The organism is Lysinibacillus sp. NPDC094403 (assembly GCF_050278745.1).
Classification (GTDB): domain Bacteria; phylum Bacillota; class Bacilli; order Bacillales_A; family Planococcaceae; genus Lysinibacillus.
Genome location: NZ_JBNNTL010000001.1, coordinates 268729 through 284216, shown reverse-complemented (window position 1 = coordinate 284216; position 15488 = coordinate 268729). Strand labels below are relative to the sequence as shown.

General features: G+C 38.4%; 11 protein-coding genes. 1 reads left to right on the top strand and 10 read right to left on the bottom strand.

Annotated features, from left to right (window positions below):
* Positions 1-304: 304 nt before the first annotated feature.
* The 10 genes from ACQKMV_RS01235 to ACQKMV_RS01190 form a co-directional block, all read right to left on the bottom strand.
* Complete coding sequence (locus tag ACQKMV_RS01235; protein WP_427502027.1) at positions 305-1756, bottom strand: S41 family peptidase; 1452 nt, start codon at positions 1754-1756, stop codon at positions 305-307.
* 405 nt (positions 1757-2161) lie between these two features.
* Positions 2162-2749 carry a redoxin domain-containing protein gene (locus tag ACQKMV_RS01230; protein WP_427502026.1) on the bottom strand — a complete coding sequence of 196 codons (588 nt, stop codon included), beginning with the start codon at positions 2747-2749 and terminating at the stop codon, positions 2162-2164.
* Positions 2746-3387, bottom strand: coding sequence for a hypothetical protein (locus ACQKMV_RS01225; protein ID WP_427502025.1), 642 nt, complete (start codon positions 3385-3387; stop codon positions 2746-2748). The genes ACQKMV_RS01230 and ACQKMV_RS01225 overlap by 4 nt, the downstream gene beginning before the upstream one ends.
* Positions 3388-4009: 622 nt before the next feature.
* Positions 4010-5314 carry a murein hydrolase activator EnvC family protein gene (locus tag ACQKMV_RS01220; protein ID WP_427502024.1) on the bottom strand — a complete coding sequence of 435 codons (1305 nt, stop codon included), beginning with the start codon at positions 5312-5314 and terminating at the stop codon, positions 4010-4012.
* Between the two features lie 80 nt (positions 5315-5394).
* Positions 5395-6279 (bottom strand): permease-like cell division protein FtsX, encoded by an 885-nt coding sequence (gene ftsX, locus ACQKMV_RS01215; protein WP_427502023.1) that lies wholly within the window; start codon positions 6277-6279, stop codon positions 5395-5397.
* The gene (ftsE, locus tag ACQKMV_RS01210) at positions 6269-6955 is read right to left on the bottom strand and encodes a cell division ATP-binding protein FtsE (protein ID WP_427502022.1); all 687 of its coding nucleotides are present in this window, start codon (positions 6953-6955) and stop codon (positions 6269-6271) included. Before ftsE ends, ftsX begins: the two co-directional genes overlap by 11 nt.
* 275 nt (positions 6956-7230) lie before the next feature.
* Positions 7231-8424: a DUF4097 family beta strand repeat-containing protein gene (locus tag ACQKMV_RS01205; protein WP_427502021.1), complete on the bottom strand. Its 1194-nt coding sequence runs from the start codon at positions 8422-8424 to the stop codon at positions 7231-7233.
* Positions 8425-9013: 589 nt separating this feature from the next.
* Entirely contained in the window at positions 9014-11878 is a 2865-nt protein-coding gene (gene uvrA, locus ACQKMV_RS01200) for an excinuclease ABC subunit UvrA (RefSeq protein ID WP_427502020.1), read from the bottom strand.
* A gap of 7 nt (positions 11879-11885) precedes the next feature.
* Positions 11886-13874: an excinuclease ABC subunit UvrB gene (gene uvrB / locus ACQKMV_RS01195; protein ID WP_427502019.1), complete on the bottom strand. Its 1989-nt coding sequence runs from the start codon at positions 13872-13874 to the stop codon at positions 11886-11888.
* 593 nt (positions 13875-14467) lie between these two features.
* Positions 14468-14710 (bottom strand): IDEAL domain-containing protein, encoded by a 243-nt coding sequence (locus ACQKMV_RS01190; RefSeq protein ID WP_402782535.1) that lies wholly within the window; start codon positions 14708-14710, stop codon positions 14468-14470.
* 226 nt (positions 14711-14936) lie between these two features.
* Here ACQKMV_RS01190 and ACQKMV_RS01185 point away from each other — a divergent pair, with 226 nt between their 5' ends.
* Positions 14937-15446, top strand: a complete 510-nt coding sequence (locus ACQKMV_RS01185) for a competence protein ComK (protein WP_427502018.1) — start codon at positions 14937-14939, stop codon at positions 15444-15446.
* Positions 15447-15488 lie beyond the last annotated feature (42 nt).

The window sequence follows — 15488 nt, the reverse complement described above, 5'->3', positions numbered from 1 at the left end:
TAACCATCGATATAACTTGGTTAAGGTAGTTTGGATAAGTGAAAATACCGTATCATTAGTAATATTGAACTAACTAACGCAGGGCTTTAATGCACAAGGGTTTAATCAAACTTTTATAAATAACTTAATCTGTCACATTAAATAAGAGCATGCTTTGATCAATTTTTTTCAAAACATGCTCTTTAGATGCGTTCCCATATCAAGATCAAACTTAATTACAAAGCGACAGGAGCACTAAGAAACAAAATATCAATAAAAAAATCCTTTAACCGGTCTGTATTGCCCCAAATCAACATACCTAATATTATTTATTCTCTTCAATATTGTGCAATAAAAAGCTTGTCGCCATTTGGAACTGTAAATCATTTTGACGATCCGCTTTGTATTTTTTCAACGTTTCGTTTAAGCTGTTAAAGAAGGTAGTGTCTATATAAATATCACCTTCTGCCTTATTCAATTTCTTATCCTCCCGATAAAGCTTAACAGCCTCTTCTGTCGATTCATCCAAATAACCGTCTAAACGAGCAATTTTATAGCCTAGCTTTTTTAAAGCATTTTGCGTATAAGCAATTTCCTCACTCATGTCGCCCATTTTAAACTTTCCTGATAGTGGGTGCATTTGGAAAGCGAATAATTCATTTTGTTCAATAACTAAATTAGCCTCAATACCTTGCCCATGAATCCATTCGCGCTTTGGTGTCAGCCATTTATTTGTGGACAGTTTAAGCTCCCCACCATTTTTAAGAGACCAAGATTCCTGTACTGTTCCCTTTCCAAAACTCTTAACGCCAACAAGGGAGGCACGTCCCCAGCCTTTTAAAGCACCACTAAGTACTTCACTAGCTGATGCACTACCTGCATTCTGTAAAACAACAATCGGTATTTTGTACATTGTTTGCAAATATTTTTCATCAAAGCTTTTTGATTCCGTTTTTAACGGTTCCATAGCACCTTCAGCATTTTGCATATAGGCAAATACTTTGCCATTCTCCAATACTGTGCTCAGTAGCGCTGCGACGCTATGTAAATAACCTCCTGGATTATCCCGCACATCGATAACTAACCCTTTTATATCTTTTCGAAGCAATTTACTCGTTTCGGCAACCCACTCATTTGCCGTTTTCTCACCAAAAAGTGAGATTTCCACATAACCTATCGGAGTATTTTCTACATTCACTACTTCGCTCGTTACTGTTTTATTGGAAATTGCTGCTCGTTCCATCGTCATCTTAATATGTTTATCTTCACTTGGACGATAGACGACAATCGTTACTTTCGTTCCCTTGTCTCCTTGAATTAATTGCATTAATTCACTCATCTTTTTACCATCTACTCGAACGCCATCAACTTGTACAATTTCATCGAGAGAGCGCATTCCTGCTTTATCTGCTGGGGACGAACGGACAGGAGACACAACAATAAATTTCCCGTTATTTTCAGTTAGCTCAATCCCAATGCCTACTCTTTCCTCGGCTAACATTTGTCGGTGTTGTTCTGCCTCTTCTTTCGAATAATAGGTGCTGTAAGGGTCCTTAATAGCATCTGCCATACCACGCAGTGCTCCCTCCACCAACGCATCTTTTTCCGTGCTGTATACAGATTTTTTCTCAATTAAATTCAACGCTTCATTAATCGAATCAACCTCAGCGACGACCGGTTCCTTTTTATCCCCCAAATTAAACCAGTCAAAATAAAATCCACTACCTAGCAATAGACTACTAGCAAGTACGCCGACACCCGCCATTATTTTGCGCAAACCTTCCCTCCTCCGTCTCTTTTACTGTATGAATCTTATTTTTCAAACATACAAGATTAAGCTTCAAAATAATTTGTTGAATACTATGATTTTTGTTTTGCGAGTATTCTATTGCGTGTCGAAAGTATTTATCTTCCTTGCGCGGATATTCTATCAACAATCGCGAGTATTTGCCTTCCTTCCGCGGGTATTCTATCCTCATTCGCGGGTATTTCCCTTTCCTCCGCGGGTATCCTCTCCAATCGCGGGTATTTCCCTTCCTTCCGCGGGTATTCTATCCTCATTCGCGGGTATTTCCCTTTCCTCCGCGGGTATTCTCGCCAATCTCGTGCGTATTATAAACAAATAAAAAATCTGCTTCGTTTCTACGAAAAACGAGCAGATTCTTTGGTTTTATTTTTTTGTTTAGTCTAATTCATCTATATAATTTTTTAACATCTCCGCATTCATTGGCCCTGTAATAGCACGTTGAATATATCCTTTAGAATCAATAAAATAGGTTGTAGGAATCGTTAATATTTGATAAGCTGAGCCGGCAGAGTTTTTCGGGTCGAGTAAAATAGGGAATGTTAAATTGAAGCTATCTCTAAATGTCATCACAGCATCTACTTTTGCGTCATCTGTAACATCTCGTTCAGCCTTTGTTAAATTGACAGCTATTATTTCTACATTATCTTTTTTAGCATATTGTTCGTAATAATTTTGCATATGTGGCATTTCTGCCTTACATGGTGGACAAAATGTTGCCCAAAAGTTTAACACGACTTTTTTTCCACGAAACTCACTCAATGTCACATTTTTGCCATCCAAACTTGTTAAAGTAAAATCCGGTGGCGTATCTCCATTGTTTAAACCAATCTTTCGTTTATCAATTTCTTTTCCAAGAGAAGCGGTTTCAATTTCACGATCCTTATCAATCTGCTGTTTAACATATGTACCAATCATCGCGACTACTAATAACACGACGATAAGTAGCCCAATATTTTTTTTCATCCCTTACCTCCAAATAATTTAGTAACGCCAGCAAAACGCCGAACTTCTATACCTAATATAAATAATATGACGCTCACACCTACAGCTGGTTGCCATAAACCATGCGGCTGAAAGAAGGCAACAATCATAAAACCAATCGTATATATAAATAATGCACGATTGATAGCTGTTATTTTCCATAATATGAGGATTGTTAGTGTACTTAGCACAATTAAAGTAATCACTTCGCTAGTGGCTTGATTATCATTTAGTAACACCACAAGCCATTGATAGATCGATTGCGTTAGAATGATTGCCCAGGTACAGGCTGTAATTCCAGTTGAATCAAACTGAAATGTTCGTCGCTTCCACCAAATCTGTAGTGATACTGTCATTGTTCCTAAAATAACACCAATTGTCCCACCATTAAAATAAAGGAGCACATAAGGTTGAGCGATAACATCTTTAAAATCAGTGATAATGATACTAAATTTCCAAACAAGAATAAAGGTAAAGAAAGCGTCTCCATATACCCCCGCCCATTTCTTCGGAAATTGTACCCGTAAAACTAGCCATACAATGAAAAATGCCGCAAGAAGAGCGACAGCTGTTGCTGGTAACGTTAGTGCCCGAATAGAGAACCATTCTGTATTATTCACTTAATCAATCCTCCATGAGAAAAGATAGCTTTAGCATAGCATACAATCTTTATATGAACTGTCATTTCACACTGTGTTCAAAAAATCTCCCTAAAACATGAATAGAATAGACTCTTTATGAGCAAATCTAATGAAATACCCTTCAAGGTATTCATGCCCTTTTACAAAAATAATGACACAATCAGGAAAAATCTTCGAAATATTAAGTTCAAGCTTTCCCATAGCTTTACTGAGACTGCCCCTCCCTTCATGTCAATCCATCTCTGTTATTTCTACAGGCATAATGTGAAGTTTCCACAACGTTCTCACCGACTGACTGCTAAGCCTCCTCAGATTGTTGATACTGTGAGGTCTTGACTAGCAAGGTTTTTCGTCGGAAGAGAAGCGGCTCATCGGATGCCCCAGGAAGCTTTGCTCTGGGCGAAAGCGTAGTGCTAACGTAGCGGCAGCAACAAAATGTTTTATCTATGCGAAAGCGAAGCGGCAGCGATAAAAGCGCCTTGTAGGAACGGAAATCACCCCCACGTTATGGTGATTAGCCTATATTTTAATGAAGAACTCTAAGTAAAAAATTTAAAAAGCTATACATTAGAAGAATCCTAATGTATAGCTTTCATTATTTTTAAATTGGAACATATTTCAATGGGTTGTCACTTCCGACTGCTTGTCCTCGCCAAGGGCCGATATGCACTTCAAAGTGCAAGTGTGGTCCTGTTACACGTCCTGTATTACCCATGGCAGCAATTTGTTGACCTTGGGTTACTTCTGTGCCAACACTAACGTTAAAGGAACTTAAGTGTGCGTACACTGTCGTATAAATTTGTCCGTTGATAGAATGTGTAATGATGACAGCATTACCATACGTGCTAAGCGGCGCAGCGTAAGAAACAACACCGTCAGCAGGTGCCCAAATTGGAGTACCTATACTATTTGCAAGATCGACTCCATAATGGAACTCTGAACCGCCAAATTCACGCCAGCCATAAGTCGATGTTAAACGACCATTTGTTGGTTTAATCCATGTACCATTTGATTGTGGCGCATTGACTGTTGAAGACCCACCGCCATTATTGCCCGAATGTGAAGCCTTGGCTGCGGCAGCTGCGGCTGCCTTACGTTTCGCTTCTTGTTGACGAGCAACTTCAGCTAATCGATCTTGCTCATCAATGATTTTTTGTTGTAATTCCTTACTAATATCAAGGGCCTCGGAATATTCTTTCTCAAGTAATACTTTTTCAGACTTTAGCTTTTCTTGTTCTTTTTCTAATTGATCAATCAATTTATTTTTCTCAGTTTTTTGTCCATCCAATGATGCTTTTAAACGATTAAGCTCAGCTCTTTTATCTTCGAGCTTTTGGCGTTTGCCTTCTAAGACTTGCTTTTGTTCCTCTAATTTTTGCTTGTCCTCTTTTTGATCCTGGATAATTTGTCTATCCGCTTCAAGTAATGCATTGACAGCAGAGAATCGATCGATAAAATCTACGAAACTATTAGAACTAAGTAGTACATCTAAATAGCTAACGGAACCACCCGCCTGAATGGCACGAGCACGATCCTCTAACAATAAATCACGCTCTTCAATTTTGTGCAGTAGCTCTGCAATAGAACCTTCTAAAGTTTTTATTTCTTCATTTGCAGATTGAATTTCCGACAATACATTTTTGATATTACTATTAGTTTTGTCGATTTCAGCATTTAATGTTTGAATTTGATCTAATAATTTTTGTTGCTTGTTTTCATTTGTAGAAATAGCATTTGTTTTATTTTTGATGGATGAATTTAAGCCATCTTTCTTTGATTCAATTTGTCTTTTTTCATCCTTTAAATCCGATAAACTAGTTGCATACGCTGATGGAGTTTGGATAAAAAGAAATAGTGCAGATGCTGTAGCAAGTGTTTTCATTGTGTTTTTCGCCATACTTTTCACCGATTGAACTCCTTTTCGACTATTATTTTGATTGATTTTCGTTCCAGCAACACAACTTGGTGTGAAGCTTAAAACGAAAGCTAAATTTTTAAAAACTTACGTACTGACATGAAACTTCCCCAAATACCAATAAGTACACCAATGAGTAATAGTAGACCGCTTACTTGATACACAAGAGGTGAGAAATCAAGTACTTGAACAATTTCGCCTTTTAATCGAGGCGCAATAATTTTATATACATTGTGGTAAAGGGTTGCGATGACCGCAATCGGAATAATAGACCCTAATATTCCAAGCCACATTCCTTCTAATAAAAATGGGATACGCACGAATGAATTCGTTGCTCCAACAAGTTTCATAATTTCTATTTCATCACCACGTGCAATAATGGTAATTCGAATCGTATTAGAAATTAAGAAAATAGCTGTAAATAATAATCCTAAAATGAGAACTACCCCTACGTTACGGCTAATATTTAAGAAGTTAAAGAGTTTTTCTACTTTGCCTTCACCATACTTAACGTTGTATGTATACTCAAATTTATCAATTTTTTTAGCAACAGTAGCTGTTTGCTGAGGATCTGAAGCCTTCACATAAATAACATTACGTAATGGATTACTTTGCTCAAATAGTTTAAAATCGTCCCCAAAATCTTTTACTAATTTGGTTAATTCATTTTCCTTTGTCGAATATTTCATCTCTGCGACATCTGGCAATTTTTTTATTTTTTCCATAAGCGTTTTTTCAGCAGCTTTATCTGCTGTTTCATCAATCAACACTTTAATTTCAACATCGTTCTCTAAATCCGATGCTACTTTATTTAAATTCATCATAATAAGTGCGAATACACCTACTAATATTAATGTAACTGTAACTGCACTTACTGAGGCAATAGTCATCCAGCTATTACGGCCAAGAGACTTTATACTTTCTCGGAAGTGACGTTTTACCGTATTAAATTTCATAGCCGTAATCACCTCCGTGCTCATCACGAACAATCAGTCCGCCTTCAATCGCAATTACCCGACGACGAATCGTATTTACGATTTCACGGTTATGGGTTGCCATTACAATAGTTGTACCTCTTGCATTAATTTCCTCAAATAAATTCATAATATCCCAAGATGTCTCAGGATCAAGATTCCCAGTAGGTTCATCAGCAATAACGACCTTCGGAACATTCACAATAGATCGTGCAATCGAGACACGCTGCTGTTCGCCACCTGAAAGTTCATTAGGAAACATTCTTGCTTTTTGCTTCAGCCCCACGAGCTCTAAAACCTCCATAACCCGACGGCGAATTTCTATTGGATCTTCCTCGATTACCTCTAGTGCAAACGCTACGTTTTCATAAACACTTAATCGGGGTAATAGTTTGAAGTCTTGGAAAACAACACCGATTTGACGACGTAGAAAAGGTACTTTTTTATTTTTTAATTCTGCTAAATTTATGCCATTAACAGTGATTTCTCCAGAAGTAGCTTTCTCCTCGCGGTACATTAATTTAATGAAAGTTGATTTACCTGCACCACTTGGACCTACAACATAGACAAATTCACCTTGCTTTATGTTAACGGAAATCCCATTTGTCGCAACAACACCATTTGGGTACTTCTTTGTCACATTTTTCATTTCTATCATATTTAGACCACCTAAATCTCTTACCTTGTAAGAGGTATTTCATTCTCTATTATAACACTCTATTTCTCCCTTTTTTATTACAGTTTCATTTCATTCCGTGGTAGTTCCTGTTATTTCGTTATTTCATTGCCATAAAATTATCATAAAACTCGACATACAAAAAAACAGAAATCGAGCCCAATAGAGAAAAGTCGATTTCTGTTTCTCTAAAATCTTCAAGCAGTAAAAAAGCATCCAAGCTATGTTGTTTCGCATAGCCTGAATGCTCTTTTTACTTAAACATGCTGCTCGTCAGTTGTTGTATAGCGTACTAAAACTGAACCTGTTTTAGACTCTCCTTCGATAAATAAACGATTAGAATTCTCTATTTCTTTATCAAAACGTACTACTTTTGATAAAAATTGATCCTGTGATTCAATTTTTGAGACATCTTGAATACCAACATCTACTTTACCAAAATTCGTAACAATTTTACCGCTTAACGATATTGTACGTGGCACATACAATTCAACAGCTCCTGCGACTGTTTGTGCTTTGATTTTCGATGAATTAGTAGAGCAAGTTGTGACAACAACATGTCCATTGACCGATTTTGCTTCAACCTCATCTAATGCGCCATCTAAATATACACGACCATTCAATGTTTCAGCTTCTAAATCTTTACCTCGAATATTTGTTAATTCAATCGAGCCATTAGAAGAATCCACTTCTGCTTTTCCAAAGTTAAACTTTGAGCCTTTAATCGCACCGTTTAATGTCTTTAATTTTAAATGCTCGAAATCCGTATCTTGTAAAGTAACACTACCGTTCATTAAACGAACTGATAATTTTTCCAATTTATCCTTTGGAACAAGTACTTTAACATTTACCTGTACAAGCTTAAGTTGACTTAATATTCGTAGTGAATCTCCATCTTCCTTGAGAACGAATTGCTCTAGGAAATTAGCACGCGTTTCTTCTTCACTATCATTAACAAGAGGTGCCTTTACTTTGCAAATGACTTGGAGGCTATCTCCTTCAGTAGATTCTAATGAAAAATTGCCATTCGGTATTTCAGCAATTATTTTTTCTACATGTTCAGCTGCAACTTCTTCAGTATGTGTAAATTCAACTTTATCACCAAATGGAGAAGTTACATCAAATTCTTTTACCTTTTTTACTGCCGTATTCATCATATCCATAAAGAGTGAACCAATTTGTGTTAAATCTTTACGAAAATCTCGCATTTCTTCTTGGAAATATTTAGAGAAATCTTCATCTTTTTGTGGTTGTTCATCCTTGTGACTGTCATCTTTAAATACTGACTCTTTTTCTGCTGAGGAATGCTGGTCCTCATTCGACACATCATTCATAACATTTTGAGTGGACTTGCTAGGTTGCTCTAATGCTTCTAATAAAGTAATCGCCTCTTGCGCTGAAATTGTTCCTTTTTCCACAAGTTCTAAAATTCGTTGACGTTCATTTTGCATAATTAAAATAGCCTCCCTCAGTTCGTTATATTATTTATACGATTCATTTTGTGAAAAGTTTCACCATAATAATGAAAATATTGGGTATATATCTTTTTTTCATTTAACGTGGGGTTGATTTCCGTTCCAGCTGGGCGCTTTTATCGCTGCCGCTTCGCTTTAGCGCAGAAAACATTTGTAGCTGTCGCTTTGCTTTCGCTACAGAAAACATTTGCCGCTGACGCTTCGCTTTCGCGCAGAACAGAGCTTCCTGGGGGCGTCCGATGAGCCGCTTCACTCGCGTAGCTCGCTCCAGGGTCTCATCTGTGACGCTAATCCCCAAGGAGTCGCCCAGCCTCCACTACAATCAACTTATCCACATAACGTTCGTTTTAACGTAATGTCATCATCTTTTGATTTTTATCGGAACACTTTTATGTTTTATTCCCCAACTTTTGAATTTTATCGATAAACTTTTATGTTTTATCACCCAACTTTTATCTTTTATCACCCAACTTTTATCTTTTATCGACACCCGCCCCCTATAGTTCATGTATGCCGAGCGCACAAAAAATCAGTGGGGAAAAGAACCCACTGATTAAGTTTCACTTTATTGAGAAGCCTTTGCTAATGCAGCTTCCATACGCATACGATCTCGTGTCAATATTGGCTTTAAGTATTTTCCTGTATAAGAGCCACTTACCTCTACGACCTCTTCAGGTGTACCTGTCGCCACAATAGTACCACCTTTGTCGCCACCTTCAGGCCCTAAATCGATAATGTAGTCTGCTGTTTTGATGACATCTAAATTATGTTCGATTACTAGTACTGAATCACCATTTTCAACTAGACGCTGTAAAACAACGAGTAAGCGTGCAATATCATCCGCATGTAAGCCCGTTGTTGGCTCATCTAAAATATAGAATGATTTACCTGTTGAACGACGGTGTAATTCAGAGGCTAATTTTACACGCTGTGCCTCACCACCAGATAAAGTTGTTGCAGGTTGCCCTAATTTCATATAGCCTAACCCTACATCCACGATCGTTTGTAGTTTACGCTGGATTTTCGGAATATTTTCGAAGAATACTACTGCGTTTTCAATCGTCATATCTAAAATATCCGCAATGCTCTTATCTTTATATTTCACTTCAAGTGTTTCACGGTTATAACGCTTCCCATGACAGACTTCACATGGCACGTAAACATCTGGTAGGAAATGCATTTCAATTTTTATAATTCCGTCACCACGACAAGCCTCACAGCGACCTCCCTTAACGTTGAAGCTAAAGCGGCCTTTTTTATAGCCACGTACCTTCGCTTCATTTGTTGTTGCAAAAACATCTCGAATATCATCAAAAACACCTGTATACGTAGCAGGATTAGAGCGAGGTGTACGACCGATTGGCGATTGGTCAATATCAATAACCTTTTCTAGCTCATCAATCCCCGTTACTTCTTTATGTTCGCCCGGCTTCACCTTTGAACGATTAAGCTTTTGAGCTAGTGACTTATATAAAATTTCATTAATAAGCGTTGATTTACCTGATCCTGAAACCCCTGTTACGGCAACGAATAAGCCAAGTGGTACATCAACCTTCACATTTCTAAGATTATTTTCCTTGGCACCTTTAATCGATAATTTGCGCCCATTCGGTTTGCGTCGCTCAATTGGCAGTGGAATAAACTTCTTGCCACTTAAATATTGCCCCGTCAAAGACTTTTCATCTTCCATCACTTCCTGCGGTGTTCCTGCCGCCACAATTTGACCACCATGCACACCCGCACCAGGACCAACATCAATAAGATAATCCGCCGCCAGCATTGTATCTTCATCGTGCTCAACAACAATAAGCGTATTGCCAATATCACGCATATTTTGCAGTGTACTAATAAGACGATCATTATCACGTTGATGCAAGCCGATTGATGGCTCGTCTAAAATATAGAGGACACCCGTTAAACGTGAGCCAATTTGTGTCGCAAGGCGAATTCGTTGAGCTTCTCCCCCTGAAAGTGTTCCCGCTGCTCGACTTAACGTTAAATAATCTAACCCTACATTGACAAGGAAGCCAAGTCGTTCTTCAATTTCACGTAAAACAAGTCGAGCAATTTTCATATCTTTTTCTGATAAATCCAGCTCTTTGAAAAATGTATCTGCTTCCTGAATCGAATACTGTGTGACCTCACCAATATGCTTATCTGCTAGTTTCACAGCTAAAGTTTCAGGCTTTAAGCGATAACCTTTACAAGATGGACATGCTTGCTGCGCCATATATTTCTCCATTTGTTCACGTACGTAATCAGACGTTGTCTCCTTAAAACGGCGCTCCACATTACGTACAACACCTTCGAATTCAATCATTTGATCTCGCACATTGCCAAACTCATTTTCATAATGGAAGTGGATTTTATCTTTACCAGAACCATATAAAATTTTATCCATCTTTTCTTTCGGAAGATCCTTTACTGGGACGTCCATCGGGATATCATAATGATCACATACTGCCTTTAATAACTGTGGATAATATTGAGAGCTTGTTGGTTCCCATGGTGCTATAGCATGCTCTAATAAACTACGATCCCAATCAGGCACTACTAAATCAAGATCTACCTCTTGTGTCGAGCCTAAACCATCACAGCTCGGACAAGCTCCAAATGGGCTATTAAATGAAAACATGCGAGGCTCTAGCTCACCGATTGAAAATCCACATAATGGACAAGCATGATGCTCACTAAATAATAATTCCTCATGCTCCATCACATCGACAAGTACACGCCCATCTGCCAAACGTAATGCTGTTTCTAAAGAATCACTAAGACGTGCCGCGACACCTTCCTTCATTACAACACGATCGATGACTACTTCTATTGAATGCTTTTTGTTTTTATCAAGTTCAATCGCATCATCTAAATCACGTAGCTCATCGTCAATACGTACTCGAACGAAGCCCTGCTTTTTTAAATCTTCCAGTAACTTTACGTGCGTTCCTTTACGCCCTGATACCATCGGAGCAAGTAACTGCATTTTCGTTCTTTCTGGATAAGTTAATAAACGATCGACCATCTGCTCAATCGTTTGGGAAGTAATTTCAACACCATGATTCGGACAAATAGGCTTACCAATACGCGCATAGAGCAAACGTAAATAATCATAGATTTCCGTTACTGTCCCAACTGTAGAACGCGGGTTACGGCTCGTCGTTTTTTGATCGATTGAAATTGCAGGAGATAATCCCTCTATTGCATCGACATCTGGTTTATCCATTTGACCAAGGAATTGACGGGCATAGGCTGAAAGGGATTCTACATAACGACGCTGCCCCTCGGCATAAATCGTATCGAACGCTAATGATGATTTCCCAGAGCCCGATAAACCCGTTAGCACGACTAATTGATCGCGTGGAATTGTGACATTGATATTTTTTAAATTATGAGCTCGTGCGCCTTGCACGACTATTTCAGTATTTTTCACAAGCCATTCACCCTTCTAACTTCAATTCAAATATTGTATCGCGCAGCTCAGCAGCACGTTCGAAATCGAGTGCTTTTGCTGCTTCCTTCATTTCTACTTCTAGAGTAGCAAGTAACTGCTCTCTTTCTGCCTTTGTCAGCTTCTTGCCTTTTGTTGCTTTTGTTGCCTTTGTTACATAAGACTCTTCTTCCTCTGCCACCTGTGTCGCACGAATAACATCAGGAATTTTCTTAACAATCGTTTTCGGTGTAATACCATGCTCTTCGTTATACGCCATTTGCAGTGTTCGACGACGCTTTGTTTCTTCAATCGCCTTTTTCATCGAATCCGTCATATTATCTGCGTACATAATGACATGACCATTAGCATTACGAGCAGCACGTCCAATCGTTTGTATTAATGAACGCTCTGAACGTAAAAATCCTTCCTTGTCAGCATCTAAAATCGCCACAAGAGAAACCTCAGGAATATCTAGCCCTTCTCGCAATAAGTTAATGCCGATTAGAACATCGTAAGTACCTTTACGCAGCTCGCGAATAATTTCAATTCGCTCTAGCGTCTTAATCTCTGAATGCAAGTACTCCACCTTTAAGCCCATTTCTTTCAAATAAGCCGATAAATCCTCTGACATTTTTTTCGTCAATGTTGTAACTAGGACTCGTTCATTACGGTCAATACGACCTTGAATCTCATCGATTAAATCATCAATTTGCCCTTCAATAGGACGTACGTCAATTTGTGGATCAAGCAGCCCTGTTGGACGAATAATTTGCTGCACCATTTCCGGAGTATGCTCAAGCTCATACGGGCCTGGTGTTGCTGATACATAAATAGCTTGATGTATATGTTTCTCAAATTCTTCAAAACGTAAAGGGCGGTTATCTAGTGCTGATGGCAAACGGAATCCATGCTCAACTAGCACACCTTTACGTGCTTGGTCACCGTTATACATCCCTCGAACTTGTGGTAAAGTAACGTGACTTTCATCGACAACAAGTAAAAAATCCTCAGGGAAATAGTCAAGTAGCGTATATGGAGTTGCCCCCGCTTCACGCAATGTTAAATGACGCGAGTAGTTTTCGATACCAGAGCAAAAGCCCATTTCACGCATCATTTCTAAATCGTATCGAGTACGTTGCTCTAAACGCTGTGCCTCTAATAATTTATCCTCTGCACGTAATAGAGCTAAACGCTCATCCAACTCTTTTTCAATATTTTCAATGGCCTTTAGCATTTTTTCTTCTCGTGTAACGAAGTGGGATGCTGGGAAAATAGCTACATGATCACGATCCGCTAATATTTCACCAGTTAACGCATCCACCTCGCGAATTCGATCGATCTCGTCCCCGAAAAACTCCACGCGGATACAATGCTCATCACGAGATGCAGGGAATATTTCCACTACATCGCCACGTACCCGAAACGTCCCACGTGTAAAACTCACATCATTACGCTCATACTGTACATCGACCAGTTTTCGAAGCAACTGATTACGTTCAATTTCCATTCCAGTCCGCACTGACACGACCATTTCACTATATTCTTCTGGAGAACCTAGACCATATATACAGGACACGGATGCAATAATAATGACATCATCACGCTCGAATAATGCAGATGTTGCAGAGTGACGTAACTTATCAATTTCATCATTAATGCTTGAATCTTTCTCGATATATGTATCCGTCTGCGGTACATATGCCTCTGGCTGAAAGTAGTCATAGTAGCTGACAAAGTATTCAACAGCATTATTAGGGAAGAACTCTTTAAACTCACTATATAATTGACCCGCTAATGTTTTATTGTGTGCCATAATAAGTGTCGGTTTTTTTACCTGTTTAATGACATTAGAAATCGTAAACGTTTTTCCTGTTCCTGTTGCACCGAGCAACGTTTGATGACGTTTACCGGCACGTACACCCTCCACTAATTCCGCAATTGCCTGTGGCTGATCTCCACCAGGTGTATATGGCGCTTGTAAATCAAATGTTTGCACACATGTCCCCGTCCTTTCCTACCAATTTGATACATATATTTTAGCATAGCACTATTAAAATTTCGAACATTTAACGAACGAATGTTTGTAAATATTTTTTCGTTTGCTATATTTAAGATGACCTCAACAGAACGTATGTACCGAAAAATTATGCCGAGGCATAATTGATTAACAGCCTATCTATAAATAGATTACCCTTTCCAAATGTTAGCTAATCGAGGTGGGACGATGTAAATGCATTACTTTAGAGGGGAGAAACGCTCAGGTGGGATGAAGAATTTAATCGGGTTGACCCTAGATCTGCTCAGGTTGGTTGAAAAACTGATTGGGTTGGCCCTAGATCTGCTCTGGTTGGTTGAAAAACTGATCGGGTTGGCCCTAGATCTGCTCTGGTTAAATGTAAAACTGATCCGGTGGCCGATAGAACTACTCAGGTAGGCTCAAAACTGCTCAGATCCCATGAAGTTTTGATTTCCACCTCTCTCCATATCCGCTCAGAACCTAAACAATATCAAGATATTCAATCACCAATCTTGCAAATAAACTAGCAAAAAAATCCCGCCCTCTAATAAACGGAGAGCGGGTTCGTCATATTATTCACTTGCAACTTGGTGTAAAGCTTCTAGTTCGGCTGCGTATAGATGAAATGCCTTTTCATCTTTTTCATCGAGTGCTCTATCTATCAGAACCATGAGCTGCTCTTCACGATGCATACGCTGGATATGATTTAAAAATAAATCTAAATAAATCTCGTTTAATAATTTCTCTGCCTCATCAACTTTTTTTGACTGACCAACGGCTTTTAGAAAATCTGTATACGAATAATATTTATCCAACGATCTCACCTCGATCCTTTTCTAAATTATATGAAAATTGAAATTAAAATGCAATGCTAAAGAACTGAAAATCACTTCGATTCACTATTAATCTTGTGCTATTTCAAGCAATTCCTCAAAGCAATCGCTTGATATATCAATAGCTTTCCTCCGTTATCTATATTTTCTGAATTTAATTTTGTGTTTTACACTTCAATAATAAATAGAAAAAAGGAGGCTTACATATATGTCAGCAAACTACGTCAATGGATATTTAATGTCTTTCAACACCTATTTACTTCAGCCAATTCAGTATGACTCTAAAATTTTCACACGGGTAATCGACAAACATAATGAACTGACCGTCACACGGAAGCCAATGCATATATTACGAAAATCTTGTATTTCACTAGGGACAACCTATGAAGCAGCAAAACATTCAGCCAAACGCTTCTTCGGTAATCAGCATAAGCTTCCAATCGTTGTTGCTTATGATTATGGTTATCCATGTATTTTTCTACCGACATACTCACCAAACTCTATCCACAATATTTGGATTGGTCTTCACGCCATTTCAAATATAGTTCCTAGTAAAATGGGCTGTATCGTCACACTGAAAAACAATAAACAGATTGAACTGCCTATTCAATATGCTTCGATGAGCAAGCAATTTGTCAATGCATCGATGCTCTATAAGCATTACATGAATGAGCGTAAACAGATTAGCCAAGACACCCCGTTTCATCCACCTTTTTAATAGTTTTTTTCGCAGAACTAAAAAACCCCCTCAAAAGCACAA

Coding starts and splice junctions, on each gene's coding strand:
- ACQKMV_RS01230 (WP_427502026.1), bottom strand. CDS start 2,749: ATGAAAAAAAATATTGGGCTACTTATCGTCGTGTTATTAGTAGTCGCG.
- ftsX (WP_427502023.1), bottom strand. CDS start 6,279: ATGAAATTTAATACGGTAAAACGTCACTTCCGAGAAAGTATAAAGTCT.
- ftsE (WP_427502022.1), bottom strand. CDS start 6,955: ATGATAGAAATGAAAAATGTGACAAAGAAGTACCCAAATGGTGTTGTT.
- ACQKMV_RS01205 (WP_427502021.1), bottom strand. CDS start 8,424: ATGCAAAATGAACGTCAACGAATTTTAGAACTTGTGGAAAAAGGAACA.
- ACQKMV_RS01185 (WP_427502018.1), top strand. CDS start 14,937: ATGTCAGCAAACTACGTCAATGGATATTTAATGTCTTTCAACACCTAT.